Genomic DNA, 15,922 nt, shown 5'->3' with positions numbered 1-15,922 from the left:
AATCAGATCATGAAATTAAGCTATCAAGAGATGACAAAATATTTAAAGAAAATATCCGGTACGCTGCTTCCTGTGCTGATGCTGGGGCTGGTGACTGTGGCTTGTAAAAAAGAAGTGGATTCTCTGGATCCGATGCGCATGTTCACACCGGCCGGTGCAATACAATCCGTAAGCGGGGAAACGCAGGTAAAGCTTACCTGGAATCCATCGCTCTACACAACAGCCAGCAGCGGCGTAACTTATACCGTGGAAGTGGCAGCTGATACACTATTTGCAACGCCGGTTTTGCTCACTGTTCAAACCGATACATCAGGTGTCGTTTTTACAGATGATCAGCTAGACGCAAGAGTCGATTACTATGCCCGCATCTGGGCCAATACGCTGGGCGAAAGACCTGAGTCTAAGCCAGTGGTTAGTAACCGATTCAGAATAAGAGGCGAGCAGATTTTCGAAACGATGTTCGATTCTGATGTGATCGAGAACGCCGTGATTCTCAAATGGCGAGAGTCGCCGGGATTAACCCGAATCGTGCTAACGCCAACTGCGCCTGCCGGCAACCCGATCGAGGTGCCACTTACGGAGGCCCATGTGCAGGCAAGACAGATACTGATAGAAGGGCTCCGTCCGAGTACAGCCTACACGGCTGAAATTTTCCGAAACAACTCCTCTAAAGGTACGCGCAACTTTACTACGAAAGCAGCTTCGTTTGCAGGTGAGGTCATTGACCTGACAGGCATTACAAATAGACCATCTGTACTGCAGGATACACTTCCACAGATTCCATCGGGGAGCACGGTGCTGCTGAAGCGAGGGACACGCTATACAATAAGCTCTACCGTTAACCTGGATCGATCAGTTACGATCATGAGTGCCAACAGCTTTAATCCAGAACTGGCTGAAATTTACTTCACCAGCAACTTCAACTTCACGGAAGGTAGCCAGATTGACTCTGTGGTTTTCAAAAGCGTGGCCATGCGCAGCGACAATTACTCAAGCCGCTATGTGTTGAATGCGAACAAAGCATTCGCAGTTGGTAAGATTAAGTTTGAAGCTTGCCATACTGAAATCTTCAGAGGCTTGGTACGCCTCCAAAGTGCTGGCACAGTAGTGGACAAGTTCCAGATTCTGAACAGCGTGGTGGACAGCTTGTCGAACTATGGTGTGCTGACAATTGATAATGCGGGTGCCGATGTGAAAGACATCGTGTTTAAGAATAGCACCTTTTATAAGATCGAGCGCTTCATGACCAGTAAGGCTCCTTCAAGATCGATTCTGATTGAGAACAGCACGTTCAGCGAAGTACCGGAAGGTGGTCGCTATTTGATTGACTATACCACTTCCAATGATGTAACCGGAGGTATCAAAGTGAACAACTCCATCTTTGGAATTGGAAAAAGTGCAGGAGGCAACAGGGCCGTGTCGGGTATAAGGGCTGGCAATAGTACCTTGATAGAATCCGGTAGTACCCACGTGACGTCTGATCTGGAAGTGACTTCGAATGAAATACCGGGTGTTTCAACTTATAGCGGTACCACTTTCGATCTGTTCAAAGATCCTAGAAATGGTGATTTTACGCTCATCGACAACAACTTCCAGGGCCGCAACAATGCTGGTGACCCACGCTGGAGATAAATAATTTAACGGGTGTGGTCTACAATAGGCCACACCTACCTTAACATTAGCCTGCCATGTATCATCGTGTTTCCAAAACAGGGTTATGGGTTTGCCTGACTGTCTTAGGACTATCCTTGTCATTTGCGGCCTGCAAGAGCAAACCTGAGCCTGCGCCAAAGGTAGAGGAACCGACTGCCGGAGGACCTGTTCCGATCAATGAGACAGCCCTGGCTTTTCCGGGAGCCGAAGGTTTTGGCAAGGATGCGACGGGCGGACGTGGCGGTAAGGTCATTAAAGTGACCAATCTGAACGACTCCGGTACAGGCAGTTTGCGGGCTGCTATTGCGGCGGCAGGCGCCAGGATCATTGTGTTTGAAGTATCCGGTACTATTACATTAAACTCCAGACTAACCATTAACAACGGCGATCTAACCATAGCAGGGCAAACAGCTCCAGGCGATGGCATCACGATCCGCCATTATCCGGTGGTGGTGAATGCAGATAATGTGATCATTCGCTTTATGCGTTTCCGGATGGGAGACGCTGCCGGGCAGGAAGCAGATGCGTTGGAAGGGCGCTTCCGCAAGAACATCATCGTCGACCATTGCTCCATGAGCTGGTCTACCGATGAGTGCGTTTCCTTCTACGCCAACGAGAATTTCACCTTGCAGTGGTGCATTATTTCGGAGAGTCTCCGCAACTCTGCTCATGCAAAAGGTGCGCACGGCTACGGCGGAATTTGGGGCGGCAAAAATGCTTCGTTTCATCACAACCTGCTGGCACACCACGACAGCCGCAATCCGCGTTTTGGCGAGGAAGCCGGTAAAGCCTTTGCCCTCACCGACCTGGTGGATGTGCGTAACAACGTGACCTTTAACTGGGGAAACAACAGTGCCTATGGCGGGGAGGCCATGAACATCAACATCGTGAACAACTATTACAAGCCAGGGCCTGTCACGACTAAAAAGGAGCGCATTTTTTCGATTGATAAGAATAAGAATGTGGGCACAGAGGTATACGACATCTGGGGCAAATTCTACATTGATGGAAACGTGGTGGAAGGCAGTGCCCGTGCCACGAATGACAACTGGACCTACGGGGTATACAACCAGTTTCATGGCAGCTACGGCACCGTTTCTGCCGCAGACAAAGCCGCCATGCGTCTTGAATCTCCACACCCTATCCATAATAACGTGACCACGCATACAGCTGAAGTCGCATACCAAAGGGTGCTGGCCTTTGCCGGCGCTTCCCTGGTGCGTGATGCCGTGGATGTGCGGGTAATGGACAATGTTCGCAATAACTCTTTCACAGCACCAGGCTCCAGCGGTAGCACAAAAGGCATCATCGATTCGCAGGAGGATGTGGGCGGTTGGCCCGAACTGAAATCGAAACCTGCGCCAAAAGACACAGACGGGGACGGTATACCTGACGAATGGGAAATTGCCCATAACCTGGACCCTAGTAAGCCGCAGGATAAAAGAAATCTAAGTACCGCCTACGACGATATCGAAGTGTACATCAATAGTCTTGTGCATGATATCATAAAAGAGCAGGTGAAATAAAGACGATAACAGAAAAGATGAATTACAAAATGAAGGTGTGGAAAAAAGGAGCATGTGTGCTGGCAGCTGTATTGCTGAGTATCAACCTTTCGGCGCAGGATCTGCGCAAGGAGTATCCGAAGTCCTTCACCGTGAAAGTAACGAATCCCCTTGGCCAGGAGCGTGAAAGTGCTCCGGTATACCTGAACGCGCAGGAGTTAAAGAAGAAGTACCCAGCGTTTAACTCAAAAGCATTTGTGGTGCTGGATGGCAAAACAGAAATAGCCAGTCAGTACAACCAGAAAGACGGTGACAAGCCGGGCGTGTACCTGGTGCTTGACAAAATGGCTCCCAAAGCGACCCGTACCCTGACAGTGCGCTACAAAGAAAACGGGGAAACGAACCGCAACTATACCAAACGCACGCAGGCAGAGCTGTCGCACAAAGTAGGCGGTGAGTTCAAGGATCGCAAGTATATAGGCGGCACCTTCCAGAATGTGGATTCGCTACGGGTGCCCGATGAGGTGACCGACCACTCTTTCTACATCCGCTACGAAGGTCCGGGTTGGGAGTCTGATAAGGTAGGCTACCGCTTTTACCTCGACTGGCGCAACGGTACCGATGTGTTTGGGAAAACAACCCACGATATGGTGCTGCAAAAGGCAGGGCAGGATGGTTACGACTCATACCACGAACTGCAGGACTGGGGCATGGATGTGCTGAAAGTGGGTAAATCGTTGGGGGTAGGTACGCTGGCACACTTCCACAACGGAGCTGCCAACCGCATGGCCGAAACCGACAGCATGATCAGTGTGATCACCGAGAATGGACCGGTATACTCGTCCATCCGGACAAACTACTACGGCTGGAAAATTGCCGGCATGAACCTCGACATCAACTCCAACATCAACATACATGCCGGCACCCGGCTCACGCACCACCAGGTAGATATAGCAGGCGACAAACCACACAACTTGGCCACAGGCCTGATCAAAGACAAAAGAGCGAAGCTGCATACAAAGAAAGGTGGTAACGGGGAGTGGGGCTATATTGCCACCTACGGCAAGCAGAGTCTGAATGGCGAAGGCGACAACTTAGGTATAGCAGTGCTTTTCCGTCCGCAGGATTTCATGGAGTTCACGACCGATGAGCACAGCCATGTGGTGAAGCTGAAGCCAAACGGCAACAAGCTCGAGTACTACTACCTGGCTGCCTGGGAACTGGAGCCGGAAGGTATAAAAGACGAAGCTGCTTTCCTGCAGTACCTGGACAATACTGCCCGCGAACTGGCAAACCCGTTACAGGTAAAATTTTAAAGAATGATCACAAGGTATAGTCCTGACAAGAGCACTATACCTGTAGCATAAAATTGATTAGCATGACAACCCGAAACGAACTGAAGAAATTGATATCAAATAGCGTGGCGCTATTGGTAGTATGCCTGGCCGGGTGCGCAACGCACCCGACAGGTATACCTGTCGGGTCTTCAGGGGAGGCAGTAACCACATCCACGACCACAGCTATACCTGCTGAAGCGAAGGAGCTTGCCTTCCCGGGAGCAGAGGGCTTCGGTAAGTATACCACCGGCGGTCGAGGGGGAGAGGTAGTCTATGTCACGAATCTGGAGGATAGTGGGGAGGGCAGTTTACGCAAGGCCATTCAGAAAAAGGGGCCACGCATTATTGTGTTTGCCGTGTCAGGTACCATCGTGCTGAAAGAACCACTGGATATCAACAACGGAGATGTGACCATAGCAGGGCAGTCAGCGCCCGGAGATGGTATTTGCATCAGCAACTATCCGGTCAGTATTAAAGCAGATAACGTGATCCTGCGTTACATGCGTTTCCGGTTGGGCGACGTGGCGGGTCAGCAGGAAGATGCATTGAGCGGTAACAGAGGCCGCAGCAATATCATCATCGATCATTGCTCTATGAGCTGGGCTACCGACGAGTGTGCTTCTTTCTACCGAAACAAGAACTTTACATTACAATGGAGCATCATCTCCGAAAGCCTGAACGAGTCAGTACATGCTAAGGGCGACCACGGCTACGGCGGCATATGGGGTGGGGAAGGCGCCAGCTTTCACCATAACCTGATCGCTAACCACAGCAGCCGCACGCCTCGTTTCTCCGGCTCCAAATCTACTCCAAACAGCCCCGATGAACTGGTGGATTTCCAAAACAATGTCATCTTCAACTGGGTGCACAACAGTTCTTATGGTGGGGAGAAAGGGCGCTATAACATGGTGAACAACTATTATAAAGCCGGCCCTGCGACTATCTCCACTAAGAAGGATCGCATCGTGAATCCCTCGCAGCCATACGGTAAATTTTACGTGACCGGCAATCATGTGGAAGGCTTCCCAGTCATCACCCAAAACAATTGGGCTGGCGGTGTGCAGGCTGACCATGTAGATTCTGTGAAAACGGCTAATCCTTTCGAGGTAATGACCATTAATGAACAAAGTGCCGCGCAGGCTTATGAGTTGGTGCTGACCCATGCCGGAGCCAGTCATAAACGTGATGCCGTTGATGCCCGCGTGGTAGCCGATGTACGCTCCGGCAAACCAACCAGCGGCAAAAAGAAGAACGGTATCATCGATTCGCAGCAGGACGTGGGCGGCTGGCCGGAACTAAAGTCGGCCCCTGCTCCGGAAGACAAAGACCAGGACGGCATACCGGATGCCTGGGAGCTCCAGCATAATCTGGACCCGACGAACCCAGCAGATGCAGCCGGCTATACCTTAGACAAGCAGTACACCAACGTGGAGGTATACCTGAACAGCCTTGTAAAACCAGTAGCGGAACTATAAGAAATGAAATACCTCCTGCTCATATTGTTTATGCTGAGTTTTTCGGCCTTGCAGGCCCAGCACAAAAAGCTGGTGGTGGCGCAGGACGGAAGCGGCGACTATAGCAGTGTGCAGGAGGCAATCGATGCTATACCTGCTTTCCCGGTCGGGGGTGTGGAAGTGTTTGTGAAAAACGGTACTTACCGTGAGAAAGTGGTGATCCCTTCCTGGAAGACCGACTTCCACCTGATCGGAGAGGACAAGCACAAGACGATCATTTCCTGGGACGATTACTCGGGCAAAGGCGACATCAATACTTTCACGTCCTATACCGTGTTGGTGCAGGGAAATGGCTTCAGAGCCGAGAATATTACTTTTGAGAACACTGCCGGACCGGTAGGCCAAGCCGTGGCGCTGCACGTGGAGGCCGACCGGGCGGTGGTTCAGAACTGCCGCATCATTGGAGACCAGGACACGCTATACGTTGGCGTAGGGGGCAGCCGGCAGTACTTCGTGGATTGCTACATCGAGGGCACGACGGACTTTATTTTCGGGCCCGCCACGGCAGTGTTTGAGCGCTGCACCATCCAGTGCAAAAAGAACTCCTACATCACGGCGGCCTCTACGCCACAGGAACAGCCATTTGGCTTTGTGTTCCTGAACTGCACCGTAACAGCAGCCGACGAAAAGCTGCAGGTATACCTGGGCAGACCCTGGCGACCATACGCCCAAACAGTGTTTCTGAACACAAAGCTCGGCAAACACATTCGTCCGGAAGGCTGGCACAACTGGAACAAACCAGAGGCGGAGCAGACAGCCTTCTATGCCGAGTACAATTCCTCTGGCCCGGGTGCTATACCTGAGAAACGTGTAAAATGGTCGAGACAACTGACGGCAAAAGAAGCCAAGCGCTTTACGCCCGAAACGATACTGGCCGGAAAAGATAATTGGAAGCCACTAACCAAAGCGACTAAAACGCCTATGACAGAATAAAAAAGATAAAACCGCGTGCTGTTTCCCGGGGCTGATAAGGTGTTTCCAGGACTAGCAATCTGATACCCTGCGTCACCGAAGATTAAGGTGGGATAGCCCAGCATCTTCTGAGTATTGACTGAATTAGCATTTAATTAAAGCTATGCACACAATTCACTTACAGAGCCAAAAATTCTACACACTTATGAAAATTTTGATACTTATGAAGATGAGGTACTTACTGGTAATTCCTCTTTTCTTCGCTTCGGTGGCGGTTGCCGTCGCGCAAGGGTTAACAGTGCAAGGAAAAGTTACAGATGACAAAGGAGAAGGTTTGCCAGGGGTAACAGTGTTGGTGAAAGGTACTGCAAGTGGTACTGCCACCAACTCCATGGGAGAGTATACCCTGAATGTTCCGAGTGGTACAGGTACATTGGTTTTTTCTTACATCGGATTCAGTACGCAGGAAGTCCCCATCAATAACAGGACAGCTATCAATGTAACACTTGCAACCGATGCCAAAGCTTTGGAAGAAGTGGTGGTGATCGGGTATGGCACAGTGAAGAAGTCGGATCTAACGGGTTCTGTTGCTTCGGTGCGCGGAGAGGACCTGACGGCTATACCTGTGACAAGCGGTTTGGAAGTATTGCAGGGTAAAGTACCGGGCCTCGACCTGACCAGAAGCAGCGGTCAGGCAGGAGCAGGTGTAGACCTGAGAGTACGAGGTACCAGGTCTATCGGAGCAGGTAACGGACCGCTGGTGCTGGTAGACGGTATACGCTATGACGGCCCGCTCGACGTGAACCCGAACGACATCGCTTCCATGGAGATTTTGAAAGACGCGACAGCCACGGCTATCTATGGTTCACTGGGCGCCAACGGTGTAATCCTGATTACCACCAAAAGCGGTTCATCAGGTAAGGCGAAAGTTTCCTTTAACTCCTACTATGGTATCCAATCCAGAAACGGATATGCCGATATTATGACCGGCCCTGAGTGGGTGGAAATGAGAAGAGAATCCCGCAGAACAGTAGGCGAGTGGAGCAGCCCGGCCGATGATGATAAAATTTTTAACCCTGCACAATTGGAGAACTTCAGAAACGGTATCTACACCGACTGGGCAGATGAAATACTGGGAACCGGAAGCCAGCAAAACTACCAGATAGGTATAACCGGCGGTGCTGATAAACTGAGCTACTACCTCTCTACAGAATATTTCGACGAGAAGGGCCTGCTGAAGAACGACAGGATGAAAAGATATAGCGGCCGCCTGAATGTGGGCTACAATGTATCGGAGAAACTGAAAGTAAGTACCAACCTGATGTATACCTATCGTGACCGGGATCTGAGAAGAGATCCGCTGAACCAGGCAAACAAAATGAGTCCGTTGGGCAGACCTTACGATGCTGAGGGTAACTTCACTACTTTTCCTGTAGGCGATGCATCCACGTTGAACCCGCTGGTGGATGAGCAGGCTGGTGCCTTCGAGAACAACGAGCTTAACAAGCGTTTCTTTGGCAACCTCTCTGTGGATTATACTCCTATCAAGGATCTGGTATTTACCTCACGTTTTGGGGTAGATCAGTTTAATAACCGCAACGGACTATACGCTGGCACCAATACTATTGAGACGGGTGCAAACGGTCAGTCTTTGGCAAGAGCAGAACTTACAAACTTCTCACGACTAACATGGGAGAATTTTGCCAACTACTCCAAAACGCTGTCAGAGAACCACGAACTGTCAGCTATGATCGGCACCAGTATCTGGTCCGAAACTACAGAGGCATTTTCTGCCCAAGGGCGTAATTTACTTTCTTCTACCTTCCTCTTTCACAACTTAGGCGCTACGCAATCAGCTTATCAGTTGGGCAGCGATTTAAGAGAGCAGAGCCTGGCCTCTTTCTTCGGCCGACTGAACTACAAGCTTCTCAACAAGTATTTGTTCACCTTCGTGATGCGTGCTGACGGAGCTTCTGTATTGGCAAATGGCAACAAATGGGATTACTTCCCCTCTGCTTCGGTGGGTTGGTTGCTGAAAGAAGAAAGCTTTTTGCAGGGCGTAAATGCTATATCTGATTTGAAACTGCGCTTAAGCTACGGACTTTCCGGCAACAGTTCAGTTAGTCCTTACCAGACACTGGGTAGCCTGGGCAAATCTACCTATGCCTTTGATCAGGGTAGTTCCGAGGCACCTGCTTTCGGATTTTACCCTGCCACACTGGCTACACCCGCGCTGGGATGGGAGACAACGGCAACAACTAACTTAGGCCTGGATTTCGGCTTATTCAACAACCGGGTTGTAGGTACACTGGATGTTTACCAGCAGGATACCCGGGATTTGCTTCTGCCAAGAGCACTTCCTACCTCCACCGGATTTGAAAGAGTAATTTATAACGTGGGTGAGACCCGTAACAGAGGCATAGAATTGCAATTAGGTACGGTGAATATTGATCAGCCCAACGGCATTAGATGGTCATCCGACTTCAGCTTTGCCAGAAACAAAGAAGAGGTACGAGCACTGGCTGATGGCGTGGATCGCGACCTGACACTGGGCGAATATGGCCTGTTTGTGGGGCATCCGATAAACGTTTTCTACGATTATGAGAAAATAGGTATCTGGCAAGTGGGCGAGGAAGAAGCAGCGGCCAAAAACCAGCAGCAGCCGGGCGACATCAAGGTAAAAGACCAGAATAGTGACGGCATCATTACACCGGAGGACAGAGTGGTGATCGGTAATGCAAATCCTGACTGGACGCTGGGTGTGACTAACCGGGTTGGCTACAAAGGGCTGGAACTTTCCTTTATGGTGAATGCCCGAATCGGAAATACTATCATCAGCGAGGCGGCCGGTTCTTACAAAATAGACGCGCTGGAAAACGGACCGATGGTAGACTACTGGACGCCGGAGAACCCGACCAACGCCTACCCAAGACCAAACGCAGGCACGAGCCGCGCCAGCACGCGCTACTATACCACACTGCAGTATGTGGATGGTTCTTTCGTGAAGGTGAGAGACATCACCCTGGCTTATAGTTTCCCACAAGGTATAGCAGATAAGTTGAGGCTATCTAACCTGAGAGTGTATGCAACGGCTAAGAACTATTTTATTCTGAAGAGTAACATAGCGCCTTATGATCCTGAGCGCGGTGGAGCCCTGAGCTTCCCGATGACGAGACAAATGGTATTTGGCCTCAATGTTTCATTCTAAGAAGTGAAGAACATTTAAAATCTGCAATCATGAAAAAGATATTCTATAGCATACTCGTTCCTGTTCTTCTCCTAGGAACAGCTTCCTGCGAATCTTTCCTGGACGAAGAAAACAAATCGGGTCTTACCTCTGAAGCTTATTACAAAACAGCTGAGGGGGCAGAAAGCCTGGTGAACTCCCTGTATACGCCCATGCGCTTCTGGTATGGTAAGGAAAATGGTATTGCGTTGACAGAGACCGGCACCGACATTTTCACCCGAGGAAACGGTATGGAAAATCCGCCGGTGGCACTCTATAATTCAGACCTGTCTGGCGCCAACGCACCGATCAACTTTTACTGGACCCGCTTTTACTCTGCAGTGAATGCCTGCAATGCCGCTGTAAAAAGAATCCCGGAGTCTGCCCTGGCCGAGAACTTAAAGACAACCAGGCTGGCAGAAGCCCGTTTTCTGAGAGCGTTTTACCTGTGGCACATCGTGGAGACCTGGGGCGGCGTACACCTGACAACAGAAGAGTCTATTGGGTTAGTAACAACGGCTAACCGAACTCCGGTTGAAGCTTTCTATACCCAGATATTTGAAGATCTGCAGTTTGCCGCCGATAACCTGGCGCCAACCAGCTCGCAGTACGGTCGTGTGACAAAACCGGCGGCAGAAGCCTTTATGGCACGCATGCACCTCTACCGCAAAAACTATCCGGAAGCGGCAAGTCTGGCCAAGAAGGTGATCAGCGAGTACAACTTCAGCCTGGTGCCAAACTATGCAAACCTCTGGAGCATCAGCAATGTCAAAAACTCAGAAATCGTGTGGCATGTCAACTTTACTGCTGACCTGATCCTGAACCGGGAGTTTGATGGCCCGACGGCCAGCACCAGCGATGATATCCTGCTGCGTGACGGCGGTAACAATGCGCACCTGTTCTTCCTGATGACCTATGATCAGGTAGCAGGTATGCAGCGTGATATGCGCTATGGACGTCCGTTTGCACGCTTCATGCCGACAGCCCATTTACTCGACTTGTTTGATGAGACCAGGGATGCCCGTTTTGATGCTACTTTCGAAACTGTATGGTATGCCAACAAGCCCGGTACTTATAAAAAGACGCTGTCAAACGGGAGTGAGGTGAATGTGACTTTTGCAGCAGGTGATACGGCTATCTTTGCAAGCAAGCATATAATATCAAACGCCCGGAAGGATGGCAGGAAGTATACGATCATCGATAGAAGCAGAACCTACAATGTAAATGCCGGTGATGCGCCTGTTGTGCGTGACAGGTATATGTCGCTGAAGAAGTTTCTGGAACCAAACCGCCTGACCATTTCTCAGCAGCAGGGCCAGCGCGATGCCTTTGTTATTCGTCTTGCCGAGTTATACCTGATTGCCGCCGAAGCAGAAATGATGCAGGGAAATACCGGAGAAGCTGTAAATTACATCAACACTGTTCGCAGAAGGGCCGCATTGCCGGGCAAGCAGGCAGAGATGGAGATTACGGCAGACCAACTCAACATCGAATTTATACTGGATGAGCGGGCACGCGAGTTTGCCGGAGAGCAACAGCGCTGGTTCGACCTGAAACGCACGGATAAACTGATAGAGCGGGTGAAGAAGTTTAATCCGGATGCTGCGCCGAACATACAGCCTTTCCATATGCTCCGGCCAATTCCGCAGGCCCAGCTGGATGCGGTTTCTAACCCGGGCGAGTTCAAACAGAACGAAGGATACAACTAGCCGGTCCGGAGGGGGAGGTAGTAATCTTCCCCTCAGATCAGCTATTTAAGTGAAGATAATCTAAGGAAATACCTTTTTACCAAACTTATGAATATTGCAAAATATACCTTGCCTGTACTGCTGGCCTTAGCCACTGCCTGTAGCTCGGGCGGATCGGCAACTGAAGACACCGCGCAGACCCAGACCGTTGCCGCTGAAAAGCCATGGTCTGTGTGGATGGCAGATTCTGATATCAAACGAAATCCGGAGGGGTGGATGATTGATTTCAAAGAAAAGCCGAAATGGGACTATACGCAAGGCTTATTTGCCAGTGCCATCGAGCAGGTATGGGAGAAAACAGGTGATGAGAAGTACCTGACCTACATCAAGGCTTTTGCGGACACCATGATCAGCGAAGACGGCACGATCATGACCTACAAGAAGATGGACTATAACATCGACCGTGTGAATCCGGGCAAGTTCCTGATGGAGCTCTATAAAGAGACAGGCGACAACAAGTATAAACTGGCTGTGGAGGAACTGCGCGACCAGATGCGTACCCACCCCCGCACCAAAGAGGGAGGCTTCTGGCATAAGAAAATTTATCCACACCAGATGTGGTTGGATGGCCTGTACATGGCTTCACCGTTTCTGGCGCAGTATGCAGTGGAGTTCAACGAGCCTGCCATTTTTGACGACGTGGCCAATCAAATCGTTTTAATAGACAAGTATACCTGGAATAGTGAGAAAGGCCTCTGGCACCATGGCTGGGACGAGAGCCGTGAGCAAAAGTGGGCTGATTCGGAGACTGGTAAATCGCCACATGTATGGGGACGTGCCATGGGCTGGTATGCGATGGCGTTGGTAGATGTGCTGGACTTCTTCCCGAAAGACCACCCCAGGAGGCACGAAATACTGCAGATAACCCAGAAGATGGCAGGTGCTCTGGAACAGTACCAGGACAAGAACACCGGACTTTGGTACCAGGTAGTAGACCAGGGCGACAAAGAAAGAAATTACCTGGAAGGCTCGGCATCCAGCATGTATACTTACTTTTTGGTAAAGGCCGCGAAAAACGGACACATTGATCAGAAGTACATGCAGGTGGCACAGAAAGGGTATGATGGTATACTCAATAACCTGATCCAGAAGAACGAGGATGGCACGATCAGCATCACGAATGTGTGTGCTGTGGCTGGGCTCGGCGGTACGCCTTACCGTGATGGCACTTATGAGTACTACATCAACGAGGAGCGCCGGAACGATGACCCCAAAGCGGTAGCGCCTTTTATCATGGCTTCGCTTGAGTTTGAAGAGCTGAACCAGTCAAAAGTATCTGCAAAGTAATCCGAAACCATGCTTACAATTACCAGGTATACCGCCCTTCTTACGCTGCTGTTCTGCCTTTTCCTGGTGCAGGCGCAGGCGCAGAAGCAGCATGACTTTGTGGTGGCGCAGGACGGTAGCGGTGACTTTAAATCAGTGCAGGAAGCTATCGATGCAGTACCGGATTTTCGAAAAAACACCACGACCATCTACATCAAAAAAGGCGTGTACAAAGAGAAATTGGTGCTGCCGACTTCCAAGACCATGGTGAAACTAGTGGGGGAGAATGTGCAGCACACGGTACTTACCTACGATGATTACGCCTCCAAAAAGAACCGCTTCGGCGAAGAGATGGGCACTACCGGCTCCACCAGCTTCTTTATTTTTGGAGATGATTTCTCTGCCGAGAATATCACCTTCGAAAACTCTGCTGGTCCGGTAGGGCAGGCAGTCGCGGTGCGCATTGACGGTGACCGGGTGATGTTCACCAACTGCCGTTTTCTGGGTAACCAGGACACGCTATACCCGCACGGCGAGAAAAGCCGGCAGTATTACAAGAACTGTTACATCGAAGGCACGACCGATTTTATCTTTGGTTGGTCCACGGCTGTGTTTGAGAACTGCGAGATTTACAGCAAAAAAGGCGGCAGTTACGTGACGGCCGCCTCTACACTGGAAGGTGCACCTTACGGCTTTGTGTTCCTCAACTGCCGCCTTACCGGCGACGCTCCGAAAGACTCTTACTACCTCGGTCGTCCCTGGAGGCCACATGCCAAAACGGTGTTCATCAACAGCTACCTTGGTCCGCATATCAAGCCCGAAGGCTGGCACAACTGGAACAAGCCAGAGGCGGAGCAGACGACTTTTTATGCCGAGTATAAGTCCAAAGGGCCGGGTGCCAAGGCAGGCAAGCGGGTCAAGTGGGCGCACCAACTCAGCAACAATCAACTCGACGATTATACCTTAGAGAAAATATTCGACGGCTGGATACCGGGAGAAAGACCAGAAACAGCCAGTAAATAGATTTTTCACCTTTTTGAAACACGATTGCCATGACTCAGAAACCTGTACTTTACGCTGCCGTTTGCTTTTCATTTCTGCTCAGTTCCTGTTCAGGATTCGCGCAGCAGGACAATACAACCGCGACAGCAGAGACAATACAGTCAACACTAACTCCGGTTTCGGAGGTATGGGTGGCTGATTTGGGAGATGGCAGGTATAAGAACCCGATCCTGCATGCCGACTACTCTGACCCGGATGTGGTGCAGGTGGGCAAAGATTACTACATGACCTCTTCCAGCTTTAATGCTATACCTGGGTTGCAGATTCTGCACTCCAAAGACCTCGTGAACTGGAGCATCATCGGTTACGCACTGGACCGCAACACGCCATATGATCATTTCTCCAGGCCACAGCACGGCAATGGGGTATGGGCACCTTCCATCCGCCACCACAACGGGGAATTCTACATCTACTGGGGCGATCCGGATTTTGGTGTTTACATGGTGAAGACCAAAGACCCGGCCGGACAATGGGAGAAGCCGGTACTGGTGAAGGAAGGTAGAGGCCTGATCGATGCTTGTCCGTTTTGGGATGAAGATGGTAAGGCCTACCTAGTGCACGGCTGGGCCGGAAGCCGCGCAGGTATAAAAAGCATCCTCACATTGAACGAAATGAGCCCAGATGGTACGAAGGTGCTGGACGAAGGCATGATGGTATTTGATGGGCATGATGCGCACCCAACCGTCGAGGGGCCTAAGTTTTACAAGCGCAACGGTTACTACTACATTTTTGCGCCGGCAGGAGGTGTGTCGACGGGTTGGCAACTGGTGCTGCGCTCTAAAAACGTGTATGGCCCTTACGAAGAGAAGATTGTGATGGACCAGGGCAGTACACCGGTAAACGGTCCGCACCAGGGTGCCTGGGTTGGGACTACGACAGGAGAGGACTGGTTCATACATTTTCAGGATATAGAGGCGTACGGCCGCGTGGTGCATCTGAACCCGGTGAAGTGGGTGAATGACTGGCCGGTGATAGGTAGTGACAAAAACGGTGATGGAAAAGGTGAGCCGGTACTGACTTACCAGAAGCCAAACGTAGGCAAGGTATACCCGGTAGCCACTCCGCTGGAATCAGACGAATTTGACGGCCATACCTTGGGCCTGCAGTGGCAGTGGCATGCCAACCCAAAATCAACCTGGGCTTTCCCGACGGGTACCAAAGGTCAGTTGCGACTGTTCACGGAGCAGCTGCCAGAAGACTTCAAAAACTACTGGGACGTACCGAACCTCCTGCTGCAGAAGTTTCCGGCAGAAACGTTTACGACCACTACCAAGCTCAAATTCACACCAAATCCGAAACTACAGGACGAGCGCACTGGCCTGATCGTGATGGGCGAAGATTATGCCTATGTATCGCTGGTGAGCAAGCCCGATGGGCTATACCTGACTTACAACACCGCTACTAAAGCCCATCAAGGAACCCCTGAGAAAGAAGAAGTACTCGGCAAGCTGAATGGCAAAGAGGTATACTTCCGGGTGAGTGTGAGCAAAGATGCCAAGTGCCAGTTTAGCTACAGCGAGGACGGCACAGCTTTCAAAACGGTGGGCGCGACCTTTACAGCTGTACCAGGCCGCTGGATAGGCGCTAAGGTAGGCTTGTTTGCCACCCGCCCAGGCAAAACCAACGACTCCGGCTTTGCCGATGTGGACTGGTTTCGAATCACCCCTAACACGACTAAAATTTCTGTAAGAGACTAAAG

At 50.8% G+C, this 15,922-nt stretch carries 10 protein-coding genes; all 10 read left to right on the top strand.

Annotated elements, in window-relative coordinates; genetic code table 11:
• Positions 1-30 precede the first annotated feature (30 nt).
• The 10 genes from AC4QZR_RS11265 to AC4QZR_RS11220 all read left to right on the top strand — a co-directional run bounded on the left by AC4QZR_RS11265 (position 31) and on the right by AC4QZR_RS11220 (position 15,920).
• A complete protein-coding gene (locus AC4QZR_RS11265; protein WP_220625132.1) occupies positions 31-1,632 on the top strand; it encodes a DUF5123 domain-containing protein in 1,602 nt (533 codons plus the stop codon).
• A gap of 56 nt (positions 1,633-1,688) precedes the next feature.
• A complete protein-coding gene (locus AC4QZR_RS11260) occupies positions 1,689-3,179 on the top strand; it encodes a pectate lyase (RefSeq protein WP_220625133.1) in 1,491 nt (496 codons plus the stop codon).
• Positions 3,180-3,196: 17 nt separating this feature from the next.
• Positions 3,197-4,474, top strand: coding sequence for a DUF4861 domain-containing protein (locus AC4QZR_RS11255; protein WP_494481014.1), 1,278 nt, complete (start codon positions 3,197-3,199; stop codon positions 4,472-4,474).
• Positions 4,475-4,536: 62 nt separating this feature from the next.
• Positions 4,537-5,970, top strand: coding sequence for a pectate lyase family protein (locus tag AC4QZR_RS11250; RefSeq protein ID WP_494481013.1), 1,434 nt, complete (start codon positions 4,537-4,539; stop codon positions 5,968-5,970).
• A gap of 3 nt (positions 5,971-5,973) precedes the next feature.
• The gene (locus AC4QZR_RS11245; RefSeq protein WP_494481012.1) at positions 5,974-6,942 is read left to right on the top strand and encodes a pectinesterase family protein; all 969 of its coding nucleotides are present in this window, start codon (positions 5,974-5,976) and stop codon (positions 6,940-6,942) included.
• 202 nt (positions 6,943-7,144) lie between these two features.
• The gene (locus tag AC4QZR_RS11240) at positions 7,145-10,129 is read left to right on the top strand and encodes a SusC/RagA family TonB-linked outer membrane protein (protein WP_494481011.1); all 2,985 of its coding nucleotides are present in this window, start codon (positions 7,145-7,147) and stop codon (positions 10,127-10,129) included.
• Between the two features lie 29 nt (positions 10,130-10,158).
• Positions 10,159-11,856 (top strand): RagB/SusD family nutrient uptake outer membrane protein, encoded by a 1,698-nt coding sequence (locus AC4QZR_RS11235; protein WP_494481010.1) that lies wholly within the window; start codon positions 10,159-10,161, stop codon positions 11,854-11,856.
• Between the two features lie 87 nt (positions 11,857-11,943).
• The gene (locus tag AC4QZR_RS11230; protein WP_494481009.1) at positions 11,944-13,182 is read left to right on the top strand and encodes a glycoside hydrolase family 88/105 protein; all 1,239 of its coding nucleotides are present in this window, start codon (positions 11,944-11,946) and stop codon (positions 13,180-13,182) included.
• Between the two features lie 9 nt (positions 13,183-13,191).
• Complete coding sequence (locus AC4QZR_RS11225; RefSeq protein ID WP_220625140.1) at positions 13,192-14,184, top strand: pectinesterase family protein; 993 nt, start codon at positions 13,192-13,194, stop codon at positions 14,182-14,184.
• A 29-nt stretch (positions 14,185-14,213) separates the two neighbouring features.
• Positions 14,214-15,920, top strand: a complete 1,707-nt coding sequence (locus AC4QZR_RS11220) for a glycoside hydrolase family 43 protein (protein WP_255594013.1) — start codon at positions 14,214-14,216, stop codon at positions 15,918-15,920.
• Positions 15,921-15,922: the final 2 nt, after the last annotated feature.

It is taken from the genome of Pontibacter sp. YIM B11418, assembly GCF_059278805.1.
Note: the sequence above shows the minus strand (reverse complement) of the source record. Positions and strands in the feature narration are given on the sequence as shown.